At 33.9% G+C, this 21,998-nt stretch carries 18 protein-coding genes; 10 read left to right on the forward strand and 8 right to left on the reverse strand.

Annotation, left to right across the window (positions count from 1 at the left end; translation table 11 throughout):
- Positions 1 to 6: 6 nt before the first annotated feature.
- The 3 genes from B0E44_RS00925 to B0E44_RS00935 form a co-directional block, all read right to left on the reverse strand.
- Complete coding sequence (locus B0E44_RS00925) at positions 7 to 1,836, reverse strand: adenylate/guanylate cyclase domain-containing protein (protein ID WP_124019255.1); 1,830 nt, start codon at positions 1,834 to 1,836, stop codon at positions 7 to 9.
- Positions 1,833 to 2,342, reverse strand: a complete 510-nt coding sequence (locus B0E44_RS00930; RefSeq protein WP_124019256.1) for a hypothetical protein — start codon at positions 2,340 to 2,342, stop codon at positions 1,833 to 1,835. The genes B0E44_RS00925 and B0E44_RS00930 overlap by 4 nt, the downstream gene beginning before the upstream one ends.
- 191 nt (positions 2,343 to 2,533) lie before the next feature.
- Positions 2,534 to 2,986: a hypothetical protein gene (locus B0E44_RS00935; protein ID WP_077370327.1), complete on the reverse strand. Its 453-nt coding sequence runs from the start codon at positions 2,984 to 2,986 to the stop codon at positions 2,534 to 2,536.
- 312 nt (positions 2,987 to 3,298) lie between these two features.
- Here B0E44_RS00935 and B0E44_RS00940 point away from each other — a divergent pair, with 312 nt between their 5' ends.
- The 6 genes from B0E44_RS00940 (at position 3,299) to B0E44_RS00965 (ending at position 9,550) form a co-directional block, all read left to right on the forward strand.
- Positions 3,299 to 4,186 carry a YitT family protein gene (locus B0E44_RS00940; protein ID WP_077370328.1) on the forward strand — a complete coding sequence of 296 codons (888 nt, stop codon included), beginning with the start codon at positions 3,299 to 3,301 and terminating at the stop codon, positions 4,184 to 4,186.
- A 3-nt stretch (positions 4,187 to 4,189) separates the two neighbouring features.
- Complete coding sequence (locus B0E44_RS00945; RefSeq protein WP_077370329.1) at positions 4,190 to 4,780, forward strand: HD domain-containing protein; 591 nt, start codon at positions 4,190 to 4,192, stop codon at positions 4,778 to 4,780.
- Between the two features lie 116 nt (positions 4,781 to 4,896).
- Positions 4,897 to 5,361, forward strand: a complete 465-nt coding sequence (locus tag B0E44_RS00950; RefSeq protein ID WP_077370330.1) for a DUF1569 domain-containing protein — start codon at positions 4,897 to 4,899, stop codon at positions 5,359 to 5,361.
- Between the two features lie 252 nt (positions 5,362 to 5,613).
- Positions 5,614 to 6,696, forward strand: coding sequence for a glycine cleavage system aminomethyltransferase GcvT (gene gcvT / locus B0E44_RS00955; protein WP_077370331.1), 1,083 nt, complete (start codon positions 5,614 to 5,616; stop codon positions 6,694 to 6,696).
- A 9-nt stretch (positions 6,697 to 6,705) separates the two neighbouring features.
- Positions 6,706 to 8,751, forward strand: coding sequence for a S41 family peptidase (locus B0E44_RS00960; protein WP_077370332.1), 2,046 nt, complete (start codon positions 6,706 to 6,708; stop codon positions 8,749 to 8,751).
- Positions 8,752 to 8,839: 88 nt separating this feature from the next.
- Entirely contained in the window at positions 8,840 to 9,550 is a 711-nt protein-coding gene (locus B0E44_RS00965) for a YebC/PmpR family DNA-binding transcriptional regulator (RefSeq protein WP_077370333.1), read from the forward strand.
- A gap of 109 nt (positions 9,551 to 9,659) precedes the next feature.
- On the opposite strand, the gene B0E44_RS00970 is transcribed toward B0E44_RS00965, so the two are convergent.
- From B0E44_RS00970 to B0E44_RS00980, 3 genes are all read right to left on the reverse strand, one after another.
- A complete protein-coding gene (locus B0E44_RS00970) occupies positions 9,660 to 10,613 on the reverse strand; it encodes a LamG-like jellyroll fold domain-containing protein (protein WP_077370334.1) in 954 nt (317 codons plus the stop codon).
- A 394-nt stretch (positions 10,614 to 11,007) separates the two neighbouring features.
- Entirely contained in the window at positions 11,008 to 12,048 is a 1,041-nt protein-coding gene (locus B0E44_RS00975) for a PLP-dependent cysteine synthase family protein (protein ID WP_077370335.1), read from the reverse strand.
- A gap of 73 nt (positions 12,049 to 12,121) precedes the next feature.
- Entirely contained in the window at positions 12,122 to 14,182 is a 2,061-nt protein-coding gene (locus B0E44_RS00980; protein ID WP_077370336.1) for a S9 family peptidase, read from the reverse strand.
- Positions 14,183 to 14,322: 140 nt separating this feature from the next.
- Here B0E44_RS00980 and B0E44_RS00985 point away from each other — a divergent pair, with 140 nt between their 5' ends.
- Positions 14,323 to 14,643, forward strand: coding sequence for a YbaB/EbfC family nucleoid-associated protein (locus B0E44_RS00985; protein WP_077370337.1), 321 nt, complete (start codon positions 14,323 to 14,325; stop codon positions 14,641 to 14,643).
- A 219-nt stretch (positions 14,644 to 14,862) separates the two neighbouring features.
- Here the strand turns inward: B0E44_RS00985 and B0E44_RS00990 are convergent, their stop codons facing one another.
- Positions 14,863 to 15,888, reverse strand: a complete 1,026-nt coding sequence (locus B0E44_RS00990) for a low specificity L-threonine aldolase (protein WP_077370338.1) — start codon at positions 15,886 to 15,888, stop codon at positions 14,863 to 14,865.
- Positions 15,889 to 16,050: 162 nt separating this feature from the next.
- Here B0E44_RS00990 and prfB point away from each other — a divergent pair.
- Positions 16,051 to 17,149, forward strand: a protein-coding gene (prfB, locus tag B0E44_RS00995; RefSeq protein ID WP_124019257.1) for a peptide chain release factor 2 whose coding sequence is annotated in 2 segments (ribosomal slippage) — positions 16,051 to 16,113 and positions 16,115 to 17,149 — 1,098 coding nt in all. Because the reading frame shifts where the segments join, the coding sequence is not laid out codon by codon here.
- Between the two features lie 80 nt (positions 17,150 to 17,229).
- Here prfB and B0E44_RS01000 read toward each other — a convergent pair.
- A complete protein-coding gene (locus B0E44_RS01000; protein ID WP_254423225.1) occupies positions 17,230 to 18,144 on the reverse strand; it encodes a phospholipase A in 915 nt (304 codons plus the stop codon).
- A gap of 326 nt (positions 18,145 to 18,470) precedes the next feature.
- Between B0E44_RS01000 and glgP the strand changes: the two genes are divergently transcribed.
- Positions 18,471 to 20,135, forward strand: a complete 1,665-nt coding sequence (gene glgP, locus B0E44_RS01005; RefSeq protein ID WP_077370340.1) for an alpha-glucan family phosphorylase — start codon at positions 18,471 to 18,473, stop codon at positions 20,133 to 20,135.
- Positions 20,136 to 20,319: 184 nt separating this feature from the next.
- Positions 20,320 to 21,948, forward strand: coding sequence for an acyl-CoA carboxylase subunit beta (locus B0E44_RS01010; protein ID WP_077370341.1), 1,629 nt, complete (start codon positions 20,320 to 20,322; stop codon positions 21,946 to 21,948).
- Positions 21,949 to 21,998 lie beyond the last annotated feature (50 nt).

A 21,998-nucleotide genomic window follows, 5' to 3' on the forward strand; every position in this document is an offset into this window, starting at 1 on the left:
CATTTTTCACCTTTCATTGTTTACAAAATACATTTTCATCATTCCTCTGTTTTTGACTTCAACTTCCCCCCTGTACTCACAATCAAAAGAGTCTTTTACAATGGAAAATGTATTTTCAGAAATATTGATTTTTCCTTGACTTGAATTCGACTCCATTCTAGAAGCAATATTTACGGTATCACCCCAAATGTCATAGGCAAATTTCTTGGTTCCCACTACTCCTGCAACAACTGGACCTGTATTAATTCCAATACGGATATTGAAACGGGTATGATTGAGCGGGTTTTCCCTGTTCGAATGCTTTACGAATTCTAAAATTTCTTGGGCAGCCAAAATCATTTTGCGAGCATGATCTTCTGTAGGAAAAGGCAATCCACCGGCACACATATAAGAATCACCCAATGTTTTTATTTTTTCCAAATCGTACTTTTCAATAATCGCATCAAATTTTGAAAAGTAATAATCGACACTCTCCACTAATTTTTCTGGTGACAAGTTTTCGGCATACTGGGTAAAGCCTTCAAAATCGGTAAATAAAACAGTAACCGATTCAAATCTTTTGGCTACTACTTTACCACTTTCTTTTAACTCCAATGCTGTTTCTTCAGGAAGAATATTCAACAGTAAAGTATCTGATCGCTTTCTTTCTGCTTCAATGATACTATTCGTTTTCTTGATAAAACGATATCTTCTGAATAAACCAACAGCCAGAAAGAAAACCAAAACCAATGAAACTATGGAAGAAATGGCAATTATTTTTTGGGTACGTTTTTGTTGCATCATCAAATCGACTTCTGCTTGTTTCTTTGAAACCTCAAAATCAGTTCTCAAATTACCCATCTTCTCAACCTCCGCAAGATTTTTGATACTGTCCCGATAGATAATAAATTTTTTATAATAAGAGAATGCTTCTGGTATATTTCCTGTTTGTTGATATAAATCAGAAAGCATTAAACTTGACTTTTGGACTTGCTCCTTTAACCCTTGCTTTTGTGCAAGTTTCAAACTCCTTTTCGCGTAATAAAGTGCTGATTTCCAGTCTTTTTGTTTAAAATAGATATCCGACATATAGAAAAGGTAATCCGATACGCCGTAATAATCCTCTTGTTTTTCTAAAATTGAAATAGCCGCATTAATATATTTAATAGCCAATTCGTCCTTTCCTTGTTTGGCATAGACCATACCTGTGTTCCCTAAAGTATAGGCAACACCTATTTGATAATCTTCACTTTTGAATATAGTGCCAGCCTCATTAAAGTAATTTAAGGCCAAATTCAATTTTAAATTCTTGGAATATTCGTCGCCAGCATTAAGTAAAGCAGTTGCTAATGCAATTTGATTTGTTGCCTTTCTTAATATCTGGATGGCTTTGTCATAATATACTTCAGCATTTTTTGCGTTTCCCATCGTGGAATACACATTAGCAATACACGTATAGCTCATCCCTTCACCCGGTACATACTGAGCTTTTACAGCTGCTTGGGCACTCTTAAAATAGGAATCTAGTGCTTTATTATAATCTCCGGTAAGGATAAATTTATTCCCACTTTGATTATATCCCCTATATAGATACAAATAGTTATTCTCAGACTTCGCTAATGCAATGAGTTCCCGAGCATATTTCAAAGCTAATTGCAGATTATTTGACTCATTAAATGACAAATTTCTTAATAACTCCATTTTTTCAGAATTATTAAGGGTGTTTTTTTTGTAGATTTTCACAAGACTGTCAGCTACTTTTTGATTTTGAGCAAAACCATCAAATTGCTGAAAAAAAAGCAGTAATACCAATACTGCGCTTTTCTTGAAATAATTAAAATCTTTTTTCTGAATCATATATTGCCACCTAATTTTGGATCAATATGAAAACTTTTTTTATTCGAAGCATCCTTATAAACACTACAATTTATAGTATATATATCTTCTTTGTTTATTAATCTTAAATCCTCTTTGACTCGAGCTTCCACAATACTATTCTCCCCTCCACTTCCAAAAATCGTTTTATCATTAAAAAAATTAACATCGTTAGTGTCTTTACTTTTTGAATGATATACTATACTGTCAATTGCAATTGAATATTCTTTATCATTAGATTTACCAACCCACTTTACATTTTTGTGGAGATAAACTTGAGAAACAAAATCGGCAACTTTGCTGTTTTTAGTTTTTCCGTAGTTGTTATCTCTTAACTTACAACAACTATCAACTGTACTAGGTTCAGGTTTATTTGGTGGTACAATTGTATTCAAATATTCATATAGCTTTTTCGCTTTTACTTCTAAGGTGATTTTAACTTTTCCTCCCTTAGACAAACGTATTTTTAGAAATCCTTTTTCTGTCAAATAAAATTTTAGTTTACTGTCCACTTCAATTTAATGTTTTAGGTTAAAAATAGGTACTTACCATATAAAAATCAAGCAGAAAATGGCAGATTTCGGGAATAAAAGCTTCTAAAAAAAATTAAAATTTGTCATCACAATAAAAATTACAATGCTTCTATAATATTCAACGACAAATTAATACACAATGTATATCATCCATTGATAATTAGTTTTGGATCTATCAAATACGATTTAGCCACATCATTATAATGAATGCTAAATTCTATTTTATAAATGTTTTGCGTTTTAGCCATTTCAACTTGGTCTTTAATAGTGGCCACAACTTTGCTATTACAGCCACCTGTTCCGCTAATAGTAACATCATCTTCCAAAAAACATTTATCATTAGGATCATTCAAATCAAAATCATAAACGATTCTGTCTATTGCAACAGAATAACCGTCATCTGTGGTTGAACCTATCCATTCTACGTTATGGCCAGGGTATACATTAGACATAAAGCCTTGGACTTTTCCATTTTCAGAAATGCCATCATTATCATCAGATAAAGTACTCACGGTATCAATTTCTTCTTGGGATGGATTTGACATTTGATAGAGACTGTTGGCATCGACAGTCAAAACTATCTGAACATTTTTACTCATAAATTTTAGATTTAAAAGATTAATTAATTCCAATAAAATTTATAGGTTAAAAAGTCGACTTGGGGAAAGTAAAATGTAGCTTTTCATTAAATTAATCAAAGCATTAACCAAATTTAATGCTTTTAAAATTAAAAATTAACAAATAACAAGAAAATATAAGAATTAAACATGCTAAAACGGTATTTGCAAAAAATAAATATAAAATAAGAATCCAAAAGAAGTAATTTTCTTAAATTTACAACAATAACTATTTGTTTTTGAACACCATACATCTATTTTCAAACTAACTTCATCATTAAAACCAAAGGAAATATGAAATTCAACCAAGAACCCATAGACTGGAAAGAAATATTCGAATTGAAAAATATCATTCTCAATTTGGTTGGAGTAGCTTTAATCACATTGGCATTAAAAGGGTTTATGATTCCCAATAAATTTTTGGATGGCGGGGTTATTGGAGCTTCCATACTCATTCATGAAATTACACACATCTCTTTTGGAATTTTAGTACTGGTGTTGAATATTCCTTTTTTATTTATTGGAAAAGCCGTTCTAGGTAAAACTTTTGCCATACAAAGTTTAATCACGTTTATAATGATAGCAGCGAGCATGACATTTATTGAAATTCAACCCGTAACATCCGATCGGTTATTAATTGCTCTATTTGGAGGATGTTTAATTGGAATGGGAATGGGATTTGTCATCCGGAGTGGTGCAGCCGCAGATGGTATCGAAATACTTGCCTTATTTACCACTCGGAAGATTGGTCTTAATGTATCGGAAGTAATTTTTGGAATTAACACTGCACTATTTCTTTGTGCAGCATGGTCATTTGGCATAAGTACTGCTTTATACTCCATAGTCACTTATTTTTCGGCAATAAAATGTCTCGATTACATTGCTCATGGGATAGAACAATACACTTCTTTGCATATTATTTCATCCAAAAGCGAGGCTATAAAATCATTAATCGTACAACAATTTGGAAAAGGAATTACAGTTATTAAGGGAGAAAGAGGTTTTTTGCCACATGCATTCCACGAGAAAACAGATTGTGACATTATAATAACAGTTGTAACACGACTAGAACTGCTTAGGATAAAAGAAGAAGTTAGCCAATTAGATCCGCATGCCTTTATGTACATTCAATACATCAAAGAAGCAAGAGGTGGCATTTTAAGAAATAGAGCTAAGCATTAGGATATGAAAAACTGGGACTTACTATGCCATACCGTTATGAATTCTTTAAAAGAAAACTTAGCACCTTTTTTAACCTATCATGATTGGAGGCATACCGAACATGTTATAAGAATGTCTGAATATATTGCACACAAAGAAAACATAACTGACGAAGAAATTCTACTCATAAAAACAGCTGCTCTGTTTCATGACGCTGGATTTATCTACTCCGTTTCTGATGGACATGAAGAAGCAAGCATTGAATTAGCCAAAGACAAATTACCTCAGTTTGGGTATACGAAAATAGATATCGAAATCATTGCAGGAATGATACGCGCTACTTCTATTCCGCAAGAACCAAAAACAAAATTAGAATCCATACTGGCTGATGCCGACCTGGAATATCTCGGTACCGATAGTTTTGAACGTATTGGAACCAATCTGTATTATGAAATAAAACATACAAAACCAAATCTCAGCATAACCGAATGGAACGAAATACAAATTGAATTTCTCCAAAGTCATCAATATCATACTCCATATTGCATACAATACAGAAATCCAATCAAGCAAAGAAATCTTAAATTGCTTGTTGAACAAAGAAATGAGAGGTAGTTTTACAAAAATGATTCAAACCCAATCTCAACTATTTTTTTGATGTGACTAATGTTTTTTATTAGAATCCATTATATTTACTTTTCTAGAAACCAAAAGAGCCGAATTAAATTATTATGGAAGAACTAAAAAAACTGCTGATTGAGTTAGAAAACATAATCCCACATCAAGAACTAATGAATCCATTGGTTTCTAAATCTTCTGTAGGCTGGCACATTGAACATGCTTTACTAACTATGAACTTAGTTCTCGAATCCATTCACAAATCGAATCCAGAAAATTACAAAAGAACTTTTAACCTTAATCGCATTCTGGTTTTTACACTGTATAAAATTCCAAGAGGAAAAGTCAAAGCACCAAGAGCCGTTCGACCAAATGAAGATTTCAATACTGATTCTTTAATCTCCCATCTTGAAAAAGGAAAAACCAACTTAGAAAAATTAAATGCACTTTCCGCAAACCACTACTTTGAACATCCTTTTATGGGATACTTGAATTTGAAAGCTACAATTCGTTTTATAAAAATTCATACCAATCACCATCTTAATATTATAAAAGAAATTATTGAAAGTAAAAATTAAAGTAAAAAAAAACTTTTTAAGCTTCAATTTTTAAAGCTTATTATTTAAATGATTACTTTAAAAAATAAACTACAAAACATTCATTTTAAAATAAGTAAGCACTTTAAACATAAATGCAGCAATTTATAAATTATCGATTATTTACAACTCTTCAAAGAAGCTATTCTTTTTAAATACATTTCAACGTTTATAGGCTTTGCCAAGCAAAATAAAAACTATAAATTAGCACTTTAATAATTATATAAAAAAACAATGAAAAATACTGCTTTAACGCACATACATGAGGGTTTGGGAGCGAAAATGCTACCGTTTGCTGGATACAATATGCCTATTCTTTATGAAGGGGTAAATGCAGAACACGAAACGGTTCGAAATGCAGTAGGTGTTTTTGATGTGTCGCACATGGGAGAGTTTATACTTACTGGTCCAAATGCTTTGGCTTTGATCCAAAAAGTAACTTCAAATGATGCTGCGACTTTGACTATTGGAAGAGCCCAATATTCTTGCTTGCCTAATAATGACGGCGGAATTGTAGATGATTTGATTATCTATAAAATGGAAGAAGAAAAGTATTTACTAGTTGTAAATGCATCTAATATTGACAAAGATTGGAATTGGATTTCGTCGCACAATGATTTGGGTGTTGAAATGAAAAATCTATCGGATGAATATTCTTTATTGGCGATTCAAGGACCAAAAGCTGTTGAGGCTATGCAATCTTTATCTTCTATAGATTTATCAGCCATTGCTTATTACCATTTTGAAGTAGCCGATTTTGCAGGTTTCCCTAATGTTATCATCTCTGCAACGGGTTATACTGGTTCTGGCGGATTTGAAATTTATTGCAAAAACGACGAAGTAGAAACCATTTGGAACAAAGTTTTTGAGGCTGGAGCTGCTTATGATATTAAACCTATTGGATTGGCAGCAAGAGATACTTTGCGATTGGAAATGGGCTTCTGTTTATACGGAAACGACATCAACGATACAACATCACCTCTAGAAGCTGGTTTAGGATGGATTACCAAATTCAATAAAGATTTCACAAATTCAGACAATTTAAAAAAGCAAAAAGAAGAAGGTGTTACCAAAAAATTAGTTGCTTTTGAAATGCAAGAGCGTGCAGTACCAAGACATGATTATGAAATAGTTGATGGTTCTGGAGCTGTAATTGGAATTGTAACATCCGGGACTATGTCTCCTTCTATGAATAAAGGAATCGGTTTGGGTTATGTGACTACGAAAAATAGCACCATTGATAGTGATATTTATATCCGAATCAGAAAAAATGATGTTCCTGCCAAAGTGGTAAAACTTCCTTTTTATAAAAAATAAATAGCTTATATGAAAAAAATCTCATTTGTATTTCTATTTTCCACATTCTCTCTATTTGCGCAAAATAGCGATACAAGTTGTGATATTTTATTCAAAATAAATAAACTGCTCCAACAAGAGCACTTTAGCCCAAAGCCGATAAACGACAGTTTGTCGGCTTATCTTTTTGACAAATTATTCGATGAACTCGATGCTTCTAGAAACATTTTTTTGAAATCACAGGTTGATACATTATCCAAAAAGTACCGCCTCAACTTGGATAATCTCATCTTTAAAAAAGATTGCTTTTTTATTACTGACATAAAAAGTGAATACAAAAAATCATTACTGAGAAACAAAACTATTTTAGAAAAACTCAGCCGAGAAACCATTGATTTCAGCATAAAAGACACTATCCGATTTAAACAAAGAGACTTTTATTTCTATCTAAAAGAAAATGATGTTGAAAAAGCCTTATATAAAAAAATGAGGTTTGAAGTATTAAATGATATCTCTGAAAAAAGTAAAAACATAGATTCTTTAAAACTAAATTTTAATTCGATGAGTCATGCATCGAAAAAAAGCATTATTGATAATGAACTTTGCAAAATCAATGTTCTACTCTCCGATAGCAAATCGTTTGAAGACAATCTTTTTAATATTTTTTGCGGTTATTTTGACCCTCATACCAATTATTTCAGCAACGACACCAAGTCCAGTTTTGTATCGACTTTATCCAAAGAAAAACTTTCATTGGGATTGGACGTCAGTCTAAATAATAAAAATGAAATTATTGTAGATGAAATAGACCCGAATGGACCTGCATTTAGAACTGGCAAAATCAAAAAAGGAGATCAAATTATTGCAGTTTCCAATCAAAAAGAAACACTAGAAGTTTCCTGCTCCTCATTAGAATCCATAGCTACTCTAATGTCATCAGAGTTAAACATCAATATAACGCTAACCATTAAGCGGAATTCAGGAAAAAGCTTCAAGGTAAATATAGAAAAACAAGTCTTAAAAGATGAAGAAAACACGGTCTATAGCTTTATAATCGATAAAGAAATTAAAATAGGATATATAAAAATACCGAGTTTTTACTCCAATTTTGAAGGAGGAAGCGGTAAGGGCTGCGCACAAGATGTTGCCAAAGAAACCATTAAATTAATGAAAGACAACATCAAAGGATTGGTTCTTGATTTAACAGACAATGGTGGTGGTTCTATGGAAGAAGCAGTAAAACTAGCCGGTTTATTTATTGATTACGGGCCAATTTCTATAGTCGTTGATAATAAAAAACAATTATCTGTAATAAACGACCCGTACAAAGGCGTAATTTACAAAGGACCAATTGTTATCATCATCAATGGAAATTCCGCCTCAGCAAGTGAATTTTGTGCTTCCATCATGCAAGATTATAACCGAGCGCTTTTGATAGGAAGCACTTCTTTAGGAAAAGCTACCATGCAAACTATTGTTCCTTTGGAAAAAAATGATGATCAGCATTTTGTAAAACTAACGCTAAGTAAATTTTATAGAATCACAGGAAAAAGTCATCAAGCTGTTGGAGTTATTCCAGATGTCCAAATTCCAACTATTTATCAAGACGTTTTTCAAAAAGAAAGCGATTTTCCAACAGCTTTAAAAAATGAAAGCCTAAACACAAGAATACGCTTTACCCCATATATAAGTAATGAATTAATTGAATCTCTTGCACAAAAAAGCAGAACCAGAGTAGCCCAAGATCCCTATTTCAACTCCATTATTGCGCTCAATTCAAAGATTGATGCTGTTATAAAGAAATCAAAGTTTGAAATCCCAATGACTCTGGAAGCCGTTTTTGAAAACCAAAGTAACATCAACAATCTATCCGAAGAAATCACTAATTTCAAAACAGATGATTTAAATTTGAATGTATCAAATTCAGAATACAACAAATCACTGCTTGAAATTTACCCTTCACTTATCGAATATAACAAAATGCAACTCGATAATCTTAGATCCAATCATTATATTAATGAAGCAATAGGTATTATAGCCGACTACAAAGTATTAAAACAAAATAAAACGAATTAATAACTCACTATTTTTCAAAAGATTTTCTATAGGTTTTTGGAAAAATAAGGAATAGCTGTATTTTTGCAGCTCAAAATAACAATAAGAAATGGGAAGAGCATTTGAGTTCCGAAAAGGTAGAAAAATGAAACGTTGGTCAGCAATGGCCAAAGCCTTTACCAGAATTGGTAAAGATATTGTAATGGCAGTAAAAGAAGGTGGCCCAAATCCTGAAGCCAATTCAAGATTAAGAGCCGTAATTCAAAATGCTAAGGCAGCCAATATGCCAAAAGACAATGTTGAACGCGCTATCAAAAAAGCAACTGATAAAGACACTGCCAACTATAAAGAAGTATTATTTGAAGGTTACGCTCCTCATGGAATAGCACTTTTAATTGAAACTGCTACAGACAACAACAATAGAACAGTAGCAAACGTTAGAAGTTATTTCAACAAATGTAATGGAACTATGGGAACTCAAGGATCTGTAGAGTTTATGTTTGACCATACTTGTAATTTTAGAATACCAAAAGAAGGCATTGATCCAGAAGAATTAGAACTGGAACTAATAGATTTTGGTGCTGAAGAAGTTTTCGAAGACGAAGACGGAATTTTAATTTATGCTCCTTTTGGTAGTTTTGGAACCATTCAAAAAGAATTAGAGAACAGAAAATTAGAAATATTATCTTCTGGTTTTGAAAGAATTCCACAAATTACTAAAAAATTAACTGAAGCCGAAATGGCCGATGTTGAAAAATTAATTGAAAAAATGGAAGAAGATGATGATGTGATGAACGTTTATCATACAATGGAAGAATAATTTTCAAGGCTATCAAAACAACTAAAACTCTAGAAATTCTAGAGTTTTTTTTGCATAAAAAAGGCTGAATTTATGAAATTCAGCCTTATATTTTTAAAAACAAAAAAAGCTATTTAACCGTTACCTTTTGTGTATTTGGATTTTGGTTTGTAACTTTTAACAAATAAGTCCCTTCTGGAAGATTCGTAATATCAATCTGACTCTTATTGCTAGTAAATACTTTCAAGCCTTGTGTAGAATAAATTTCAGATGATTTAATTACAGTGGTTTCAACGGGGGTAGACAACACTAATTCTTGCTTTGCTGTAGTTGTAACCGTAGTCTCTTTAACTGGTTTTACACTACCTTTTTTTGCGCTTTTTTTAGTGGTTGCACTTACCGAAACAACCTCGTTTGGAGCTAGTACAGGACTACTGTTGTACAATTCCGCTACTTCCTCAGCAGACAAAGCAACGTCATATATTTTTAAATCATCAATATCAGCATTGATACTAACAGATGTTCCCATTTTACCAATGGTAAAAACGATACCCGAGGTTAACTTTCTTGGACTAATAGACGACTTTATTAACTCCCCGTTTCTATAAATTTTAGAAGTAAGCCCATCGTAAGTGACAACATAATTATACCACGTATTCTGAGCAAGAGTTGTAGTTACTATAACATCATTCGTAGGCCCCCATCCTGCAAGATTTAAATCAGATTGTTTTGTGGTTGTACTTTGTTGTAATAACCCAAAATAGCGTGCATTATAGGTAGAACCATAGCCCCAAATATGATTTGCTGCGGAAATATCATTGTATTTTACCCAAATTGAAACTGTTCTTGACGAATTTGCAACAGGCAAATTAAGTGCAGTTGCTTCCAAATAGCCATTTGCAACACGTATAGCTTCATTAGCCGTACCTGTTCTATCGGCTACAAATTTAGCATTACCCGAAAATGAAATATCATTTTTCGTATTACTAAATGTACCATCAAAATTAAATTCTTGAATTGGTGTTTGAGCATTAGCTAAAAAACTAAATACTAACACAGCAGTATAGAGTATTTTTCTTTTCATAAGTTGTAGTAGGTTTAAAATTTGCAGAAATAAATATTGTGGCCTTATTTATTAATTTCAAATTTATGACATAGATCATGCTTGTACCAAAATATCCCGACAAAGAGTTAAAATACTCGATATATTCACTAAAATCGAATAAAACAAAAAGCAATAATCATGATGTATATTCAAAAACAAGCATGTCATGGTTATTATAAAATATAAATACAAGCCATTTTAACAATTACTTTGATAAATACACAACACCCGAAAAAAAATATTCCCCATATTTTTAACCTGCATCAAATAAAACCCCTAAAAAATCATAATACAAAAACCAGAAAATTCAAATTTTAAGCATAAAAAAAACTCCAGTTGAGAACTGGAGTTTTATATTTAAAAAAGTTGTTAATTATTTTATAAATTCAACTTTCTGAACTTCTTCTTCATTAATACTATCAAAAAATCCTTGATCATTCATCCATTCATCACTAAACACTTTACTCATATAGCGAGATCCGTGATCAGGAAAAATTGCAACAACATTACTGTTTTCATCAAACTCTCCTTCTTCTGCATATTGCTTGATTGCTTGCATTACAGCTCCTGAGGTATAACCAACAAATAAGCCTTCTTTTCTGGTAATCTCTCTTGCTGAGTGAGCACTTTCTTCGTCGGATACTTTGATAAATTTATCTATAATATCAAAATCTGTAGCTGATGGGATTAAATTTTTACCTAATCCTTCTATTCTATAAGGGTAGATTTCATCATTATCAAATTCTTTCGTTTCGTGGTATTTTTTTAAAACCGAACCAAAAGCATCAACACCAAGTATCTTAACGTTAGGGTTTTGCTCTTTTAGATATTTAGCCGTCCCAGAAATTGTTCCTCCAGTTCCGCTGCAAGCTACAAGATGAGTGATTCTTCCATTTGTTTGTTTCCAAATTTCTGGCCCAGTCGACTTGTAATGTGCATCAATATTTAATTGATTAAAATATTGATTAATATAAACAGATCCTTTCGTTTCTTCATGCAAGCGTTTTGCTACATTATAATAAGATCGATCATCGTCTGCGGAAACGTGTGCTGGGCAAACATATACTTTGGCACCCAAACTCCGTAACATATCAATCTTGTCTTTTGAAGATTTCGAGCTTACCGCAAGAATACAATTGTACCCTTTAATAATGCTTACCATTGCCAAACTAAAACCTGTATTTCCAGAAGTAGTTTCTATTATGGTATCGCCTGGCGATAAAATCCCTTGCTTTTCTGCTTCTTCGATGATGTATAAAGCTATTCTATCTTTCGATGAGTGTCCCGGATTAAAGGATTCAACTTTTGCATAGAAATTACCCTTTAAATTCTCGGTTACACTGTTTAGTTTAATAAGTGGAGTATTACCTATTAACTCTAAAACATTATTATAAGCATTTATTTCTTCTTTCATAAAAAAATAGTTTATCTGAGAGCATTTTTTTAATTCACCCCGATATCATGCAAATCTAACAAAAAAAATCTAATTAGTTTTCAATTTTCTCTAAATCTAATAAAAAACTATACTCTTTTGCCAATTCTTTAATAGCTTCAAAGCGGCCTGACGCTCCGCCATGTCCTGCATCCATATTTGTATCCAAAAACAAGAGGTTTTTATCAGTTTTTAAAGCACGTAATTTAGCCACCCATTTAACTGGTTCCCAGTATTGTACCTGAGAATCATGCAATCCAGTTGACACATACATATTTGGATATTTTTGAGGCAATACATTATCATACGGAGAATACGACAACATGTAGTCATAATACTTACGAATATTAGGATTCCCCCATTCATCATACTCACCTGTAGTAAGCGGAATACTATTATCAAGCATCGTGGTTATAACATCTACAAAAGCTACTTGCGCAATAACACCATTGTATAATTCAGGGGCATTATTAACAACAACCCCCATCAACAAACCACCGGCCGAGCCACCTTCGGCATACAAATGCTGCGGAGAAGTATATTTTTCGGCTATTAAAAATTTGGAACAATCTATAAAATCGGTAAATGTATTTTTCTTCTTTAGCAACTTACCGTGTTCATACCATTGCCTGCCCAAATCTTCACCACCGCGTATGTGTGCAATGGCAAAAATAAATCCTCTATCCAATAAGGTCAGTCGTGTCGATGAAAATGTAGCATCCATAGAATGCCCATAAGAACCATAAGCATATTGGAGTAATGGATTCTTTCCATCTTTCTTCAAACCTTTTCGATATACCATAGAAATAGGGATTTTAACCCCATCTTCTGCTGTGGCCCAAACACGTTCTTCGGTATAATTGTTTTTATCAAACTTTCCACCAAGTACTTCTTGCTCTTTCTTAATCTCCTTAGTTTTCGTCTTCATATTGAAATCAATAATCGAAGAAGGTGTTGCCATGGACTGGTACCCGTAACGCAAAATATCGGTATCAAAATCAACATTAGAAGTTGTATAAGCGGTATAGGTTTCGCTTTCAAAAGGAAGGTAATACTCCCCTTCTCCACTCCAAGGTATAATTCGAATTTTATTCAATCCGTTTTCACGTTCCTCAACCACCAAAAAGTCCTTAAAAATTTCAATATCTTCCAACAAAACATCCTTTCTGTGCGCAATAACTTCAACCCAATTGGCTTTAGAAGTTTTATTTACAGAAGTTTTCATCAGTTTAAAATTCTCTGCTTTATCCTTATTGGTCATAATATAAAAACTATCCCCATAATGACTAATGCTGTATTCCATTCCGCGAACTCGTTTCTGAAAAATCTTAAATTCACCATCAGGATTATCGGCATCCAGAATTTGGTATTCGGTAGTCAAAGTACTATCCGATTCAATCGCCAAGTATTTTTGCGATTTTGACTTTGCAATTTCGACATTGAAAGTTTCGTCTTCTTCAAAATAAACCAATACGTCATCGGATTGTTTTGCGCCTAATTTATGCTTAAAAATTTTATGCGAACGCAAGGTAACATCGTCTTGATCCGAGTAAAATATAGTTTTATTATCATTGGCCCAAACAGCGTTTCCAGTAACATTTTCAATTTTGTCTTCTAAAATTTCGTTGGTTTCAAGATTTTTTATCTCGATGGTATAAATTCTTCTCCCAACGATATCATAGCTAAAGAGAGCCAATTTATTATCTGGACTAATACTCAATGCTCCCAATTGAAAATAAGGCTTACCCTTCGCCATTTCATTGCAATTGAACAGTATTTCTTCTTTCGCTGAAAGGCTTTCTTTTTTTCGGGAATAAATTGGATAATCCTGGCCTTTTTCAAACCGGGTAATATAATAATACCCATTGTACAAATAAGGAACCGATTGGTCGTCTTCCTTAATTCTGCTTTTCATTTCTTCGAAAAGAGCTGCTTGAAAATCTTTGGTATGGGCCGTTTTTTCTTGGTAATAGGCATTTTCTTGATTCAAATAATCAATAACCTCTTGGTTTTCCCTATCGTTTAACCAAAAATAATTATCGATTCTGACTTCGCCAAATTTCTTTAATTTCTTAGGGATTACTTTGGCTATGGGAGGTAAACTATTTTCTGGCATTGTTTGCGCGGGGTTTTAGTATTTAAAAATGCAAAAATAACACAAAGCGATTTTAAATCGAATTCGTTTTAAACCTTATTTAACGTATATAAAAATCTAATTCAGTAATTTTGTCCTTCAATAATTTAAAAATCACCAAAATGGATTTAATGGGAATGATGGGTAAACTTAGAGAAACCCAACAAAAAATCGAAGATACTAAAAAACGTTTAGACACTGTACTAATTGACGAACAAAGTAGCGACAACTTATTGAAAGTCACTTTGACCGCAAATACCAAAATTAAATCAATCACTATTGATGATTCATTATTGGAAGACAAAGAGCAACTGGAAGATTACTTGATTCTGGTACTAAACAAAGCGATAGAAAAAGCAGCAAAAATCAACCAAGCCGAATTAGATGCCGTTGCCAAAATGGATATGCCAATGATTCCAGGAATGGAAGACATGTTTAAATAAAAAAGAAAGGGTTTAAAATTGTTTAAAGTTGTTTAAAGTTTTAAAATTCGTTTTAATGCAAAAACTGAATGCTCTTAAAGCAAACAAAGCCCAAATTCTATCTTAGAATCTGGGCTTTGTGTTATATGATTGAAAATGAATATTCTCATTTCATGAAAACGTATTAAACCATTTTAAACCTTTAAACAAACTTAAACCATATTAAACAATCTTAAAAACTTACAAAGTAATCTTCTGCAACGTTTCCAAAACATAAGTATGCATCACCTCTTTGTAATCAAGATGCGTAACAATTCGGAGTTTTCCATGTCCCAACGCACTAATTAGAATATTTTTCTCTTTTAATTTCTCTATAAAAACTTTTTCATTTAAGCCTTCTCGAAGCGCAAAAATCAGAATATTAGTTTCCACTGGTTCGATTTTACCAATCCAAAGTTGGCGTGACAAAACTTCTGCAATTTCTCTGGCTCTTCTATGGTCATCAACTAATTTGGCAATATTGTGATCTAAAGCAAAATTCCCTGCAGCCGCCAAATATCCCACCTGACGCATACCGCCACCCAATATTTTCCGGATACGTAATGCTCTGTGAATAGTGGCTTTATCAGCCAAAAGTACTGAGCCAATTGGTGCTCCCAATCCTTTGGATAAACAAACCGAAATCGTATCAAACAAAGTTCCAAATTCTCTTGGATGTTGCTTTTTGGCAACCACGGCATTCCAAATTCGGGCACCATCCAAATGGAATTTTAAACTATTGGCATCACAAACCGCTTTTATTTTCTTTAATTCTTCCAAGTCATAACAAGCTCCTCCTCCTTTATTCGTCGTATTTTCCACACAAACCAAACTCGTCAAAGGACTATGGTAAAACTCGGGATCATTTATCGCACCAGCCACTTGTTCGGCTGTAATCATTCCTCTATCTCCATCTAGCAAACAGCATGAAACACCGCTGTTAAACGAAACGCCTCCTCCTTCATAATGATACACATGGGCATATTTATCCGCAATCAATTGCTCACCAGGCTGCGTATGCAACTTAATAGCTGTTTGATTCGCCATAGTACCAGACGGGAAAAAAAGCCCCGCCTCCATACCAAACATCCCCGCCAATCTCGCTTCAAGTGCTATAACAGTTGGATCTTGCTTGTACACATCATCCCCCACTTGAGCGTTAAACATGTATTGCAACATTTCCACAGATGGTTTGGTAATTGTATCGCTAATCAAATTTATTTCCATAATCTAAAAACTATATCCTATTTTTGTATTCAAAACTAGTAAAATTATTAGGAGCTATTCCTGCTATTCGTTGCAATCCACGCCCAAAAGCGTGGGATTTCCACTGCTATCAGGGCTAATACTGCTAACCCAATAATTTTCGACACAAAACTACTATAATTTATGACAACTACCGAACAAATAAAAGGTATTGTAGAACGCCTTGGTGCGTTGAGGAGGTATCTTTGACGTTGATGCCAAGCTTATCGAAATTGCCAACGAAGAAGAGAAAACCTTTGCCCCTGACTTTTGGAATAACGCCAAAGAGGCCGAAATTCTTGTAAAAAACCTTAGAAGCAAAAAGAAATGGATAGAAGATTACAACAAGGCTGTTGAGATGACAGACGAGTTGCAGCTTGCTTATGATTTCTACAAAGAAGGGGAGCTAACTCCCGAAGAATTAGACGATCAGTACAATTCAACTCAAGCACATATTGAAGCGATAGAATTCAAAAACATGCTTTCGGAAGAAGGTGATAGTTTGAGTGCCGTACTTCAAATTACAGCCGGAGCTGGTGGTACCGAAAGTTGCGATTGGGCCGAAATGCTCATGCGAATGTACATGATGTGGGCCGAAAAAGAAGGCTACAAAATAAGGGAACTGAATTTTCAAAAAGGAGATGCTGCGGGAATAAAAACGGTAACTCTTGAAATTGAAGGAGATTATTCTTTTGGATATCTAAAAGGTGAAAATGGCGTACACCGATTGGTGCGTATTTCCCCTTTTGACAGTAACGCCAAAAGACATACTTCGTTTGCCTCGGTTTATGTCTATCCGCTTGTTGACGACACCATTGAGATTGAAATCAACCCTGCCGATATCGAAATCGTAACTGCACGTTCCAGTGGTGCTGGAGGTCAAAACGTAAACAAGGTAGAAACCAAAGTTCAATTGACCCACAAACCAACCGGAATTCAGATTCAGTGTTCAGAAACCCGTTCGCAGCACGACAATAGAAACCGTGCAATGCAAATGTTACGTTCTCAATTGTATGAAATTGAGCTTAAAAAACAGCAGGAACAACGCTCTGACATAGAAGCAGGCAAAATGAAAATCGAATGGGGATCTCAAATACGTAATTACGTAATGCAGCCTTATAAACTCGTTAAAGACGTTCGAACAGGACAGGAAACCAGCGACGTTGACAGCGTAATGAACGGAAACATTGACGGATTCCTAAAGGCTTACCTAATGATGATGGGACAGCGTGAAGAGGAATAGCATTTAACAAACAATCTTATACTCAAAAATGCCTTTCAAAGATTTTGAAAGGCATTTTCTTTTGTTTTTAAAGTAATACACTATTGCCATTCAATCAATGAAACCCCAACACCCACAGTAGTTTGATTGTGGTTATAATCAATCAATGAGTTTCCATAACCGTGAGAAACCTGCAAATAGCCTCTTAGATTTCCTTTTATGGGATATGCCCAGGAAAAAGTAGAACTACCTCTCATATTTCCTTCTAAATTAAAATTATGACTTCCAATAAAAGTAAGAACACTTTTATTTTTTGTATAAATAACATTTACATCAGCATTTCCAATATAGCTTGAAATATCAGGATTATCTCCTTTAGATTCTGGGATTACATACCAAGGTCTGATGTAGATATTCCAATTTTTTCTTTCGAAACCGGTCATCAAAATAACTCTGTTCCAACTTCTGGTATTAGGATAGCTTTTTCCGTTTGATTCGTGATTGAATGACATACCAATCATTCTGGTTTTAAATCCCAATACTTTAAACTTAACTGGAAAGTTAAGAATAATTTCAGGTTCATAATTAATTTCCCTGAATGGGCGAGATAATTCTGTATTATAAATTTGCCAATGCGAAATTTGGGTATAAGCAACCCACAAATCTGCATGTCCCCATAAAAAACCCTGTAGAATTTTAGTTTTAAAACTCAACTGAAATTTCATCTCCACAACATCATAGTCAACCTTCGCTGGCGGAATATATTCTGGCGAAGTATTTCCCGAATGCGGTTGCTCATTTGGATTATTGGACCAGACAAAAGGTAAAACATAAATGGCTTTATATGGAGTAACTAAAAAAGTTCCCCTTGCCGCAGTCGAGTCTAGTTCCCAACGGGCAACCATGGTTTTAAGTTCTACCTTATCATTAAACAATGCTTGAACTTGAGCATTTGAAGATGAAACAAAAAAAAGGAAAAAAAATATAAATGAAGATAATTTTACAGTTGACACCACAGCTTTTTAATTTTGAACAAAATTAGATCCAGAATAAACTGTTACAGTTATACATTTCGTTTTAAAACTTATATAATTTACGTTTTGCATTAAAACTTTATAACTCACAAAAAGCAATTAAGAATAATTTAAAAAATCAGGATATAAATCGACTCATATTATAAAAAAAAACTCTTTCTACATTTATTACAACATCGCTCAAACGTTATCGTTCAAAAAACTGATAAATAACACATTACAAGTAAAACATATAACCTTTTAAAAACCAATTTCACAAACAAATTATTTAAATTTGTTAGGTAACTAACTTTAAAATCTATACAAATATGAGTAAGAGTTTACCCGAAAAATACAGACATCCCTACGCATTTGATAAAAAATACAAAAAATCGGCCGTTTACTTCTCCATGGAATTTGCAATCGATCAATGCCTAAAAATTTATTCTGGGGGATTAGGTTTTTTGGCAGGATCACAAATGCGTAGTGCCTATGATTTGAAACAAAACTTAATTGGAATTGGAATTTTATGGAAAAAAGGATATTATGACCAATACCTAAAAGAAGATCTTTCGATGGGTTCGCTTTTTAGGGAGAAGAACTACAGCTTCCTTGAAGACACCAACATACGATTCACCATAAAAATAAATAATCACGATGTTTGGATTAGAGCTTATTTCTTAAAACCGGAAATCTTCGGAACAGTACCTATGTTTTTTCTTTCAACAGATTTACCTGAAAATGATTATCTAGCCAAATCAACAACATTCAGGCTATACGATTCTGATCCAAGTGCCAAAATAGCCCAAACAATGGTTTTAGGATTAGGCGGAGCCAAATTACTGGACGCTTTGGACTATGAACCTGATATCTATCATTTAAATGAAGCTCATGCCGTTTCTTCTGTTTTTCATTTGTATAACAAATACAAAAGCGTTGAGAAAATCAAAGAAAAAATGGTTTTTACTACCCACACTCCCGAAGAAGCCGGAAATGAAAAACACGATATTTATTTACTTGAAAATTTAAGTTTTTTTGACGGCATACCGCTAGAAACGGTCAGAGAAATAACAGGCATTCAGGATAACACTTTCAACCATTCCCTAGTAGCATTACGATTGAGCCATAAAGCAAATGGAGTATCAAAATTGCATAGTGAAGTTTCTAGAGACATGTGGAAAGATTTCAGCGGAATTTGCCCAATAACACATATTACCAATGCTCAAAACAAAAAATATTGGGTTGACCCATGGCTAGATGATGCGCATGCAAGCAAAGACCGAGAAGAATTAATTAATCGAAAAAAGAGACTTAAAACCAAGCTTTTTGAAGTTGTAGCCGATCAAACCGGAAAAATATTTGATCCTGAAGTTCTTACTATTGTATGGGCAAGACGATTTGCCGATTACAAAAGACCAGATTTAATCACTAGAAATATTGAAAAATTCAGAAGTCTAATGACAGACACCAAAAGACCAATTCAAATTATTTTTGCAGGAAAACCATACCCTACTGACTATGGAGCCATTCACAATTTTGACAATCTTTCACACATTAGCAAAGAATTCAAAAATATGGCAGTACTTATCGGTCATGAATTAAAATTATCCCGCCAATTAAAAAAAGGATCCGATGTTTGGCTAAACAATCCAAGAGTAACCCGAGAAGCTTCTGGAACATCTGGAGTAACTGCTGCAATGAATGGATCTATTAATTTTTCGACCAATGACGGATGGGTTCGCGAATTCAAAGATTTAAATGAAACCAAAAATTCATTTGTGCTACCAATTGTTGATCACAACATTCCAACCTATCAACAAGACCAAATGGATTTAGACAATTTATACCGAATGCTTGAAGAGGAAATATTGCCTCTATATTATGATACTCCAGACGAATGGTGGGATTTGGTTGAAACCAGCATGAAACAAATTGTACCTTTCTTTGATTCAGCTCGAATGGTCGATGAATATTATACGAAAATGTACAATTAAATTCTTGATTCTAGAATTGAAATTAATTTCTAAACCTCGTTATCTGGAAAAATAGCGAGGTTTTTATTTTTATATGATTTTAAAGAACATTAAATTGCTAAAAATTTAAAATTATCTATATAAATAAAAAAATTTCAATCGTTTTCGTAAATTAGCGGTCGTTAAAAAAATACATTTCACACCTATGGATTTAAACTTCAATAAAAACGAAGATCACAATAAACTTTTATTGTCTGAACTCAGACAAAAATTTGCCAAAGTCAAACTTGGTGGTGGCGAAAAACGAATCGAAAAACTTCACGCCGAAGGCAAAATGACCGCTCGGGAACGTATTGATTATCTGCTGGATGAGAATGCAAAATCTATTGAGATTGGGGCTTTTGCAGGTAAAAAAATGTACGCTGAACATGGAGGATGTCCATCGGGAGGGGTGATTGTCAAAATAGGATACATCAAAGGAAAACAATGCATCGTCGTAGCCAATGACGCTACCGTAAAAGCAGGTGCCTGGTTTCCTATTACTGCAAAGAAAAACCTAAGAGCTCAAGAAATAGCAATGGAAAATCGTTTGCCTATCATCTATTTGGTTGATAGTGCTGGTGTTTATTTGCCTTTGCAAGACGAAATTTTTCCAGACAAGGAACATTTTGGACGCATCTTTAGAAACAACGCCATAATGAGCAGTATGGGAATTACTCAAATTGCAGCCGTAATGGGCAGCTGTGTTGCAGGTGGTGCCTACCTTCCCATTATGAGTGATGAAGCTCTGATTGTGGACAAAACGGGAAGTATTTTCTTGGCAGGAAGTTATTTGGTTAAAGCAGCCATTGGCGAAAGCATCGATAATGAAACCTTGGGTGGAGCAACTACACATTGTGAGATTTCTGGTGTAACGGATTACAAGGCAAAAGACGACAAAGATGCATTGGACAAAATAAAAAATATTGTCGATAAAATAGGTAATTTTGACAAAGCGGGATTCAATCGTATAAAAGCAGAAAAACCTGCTTTGGACGAAAAAGAAATCTTCGGTATTCTGCCAAAAGCCAGAAACGAACAATACGACATGATGGAAATCATCAATCGTTTGGTAGACAATTCAGAGTTTGAAGCTTACAAAGAAGGTTACGGCCAATCACTTATTACAGGCTATGCCAGAATTGATGGTTGGGCCGTGGGAATTGTCGCCAATCAAAGAAAAGTAGTTAAAACAACCAAAGGCGAGATGCAATTTGGCGGAGTAATCTATTCGGATTCGGCAGATAAAGCAACCCGTTTTATTGCCAATTGCAATCAAAAGAAAATTCCATTGGTTTTTGTTCAGGATGTTACTGGTTTTATGGTTGGTTCCAAATCCGAACATGGTGGCATTATAAAAGACGGTGCCAAAATGGTAAACGCAGTTTCCAATTCAGTAGTACCAAAATTCACTGTCGTAGTAGGAAATTCGTATGGCGCAGGAAATTATGCCATGTGTGGCAAAGCATTCGATCCTCGATTAATCTTTGCTTGGCCAAGTGCCGAACTCGCTGTAATGGGGGGAACACAAGCCGCAAAAGTACTGGCCCAAATTGAAGCTTCTTCTCTAAAAGGAAAAGGAGAAATTGTGGATGAAGCTAAAGAAGCCGAATTATTTGCTAAAATTAAAGCCCGTTATGACGAACAAGTCTCTCCTTATTATGCTGCGGCCCATTTGTGGACAGACGCTATTATTGACCCGCTGGAAACCAGAACTTGGATTTCTATGGGGATCGAAGCTGCTAACCACTCACCTATTGAAAAGAAATTTAATTTGGGTGTGATTCAAGTATAATTGAAACTAAATTTCACGATAAATAATTCTAAAACTCCCTATTTATTGGG

It is taken from the genome of Flavobacterium sp. A45, from assembly GCF_002001005.1.
Taxonomy (GTDB): domain Bacteria; phylum Bacteroidota; class Bacteroidia; order Flavobacteriales; family Flavobacteriaceae; genus Flavobacterium.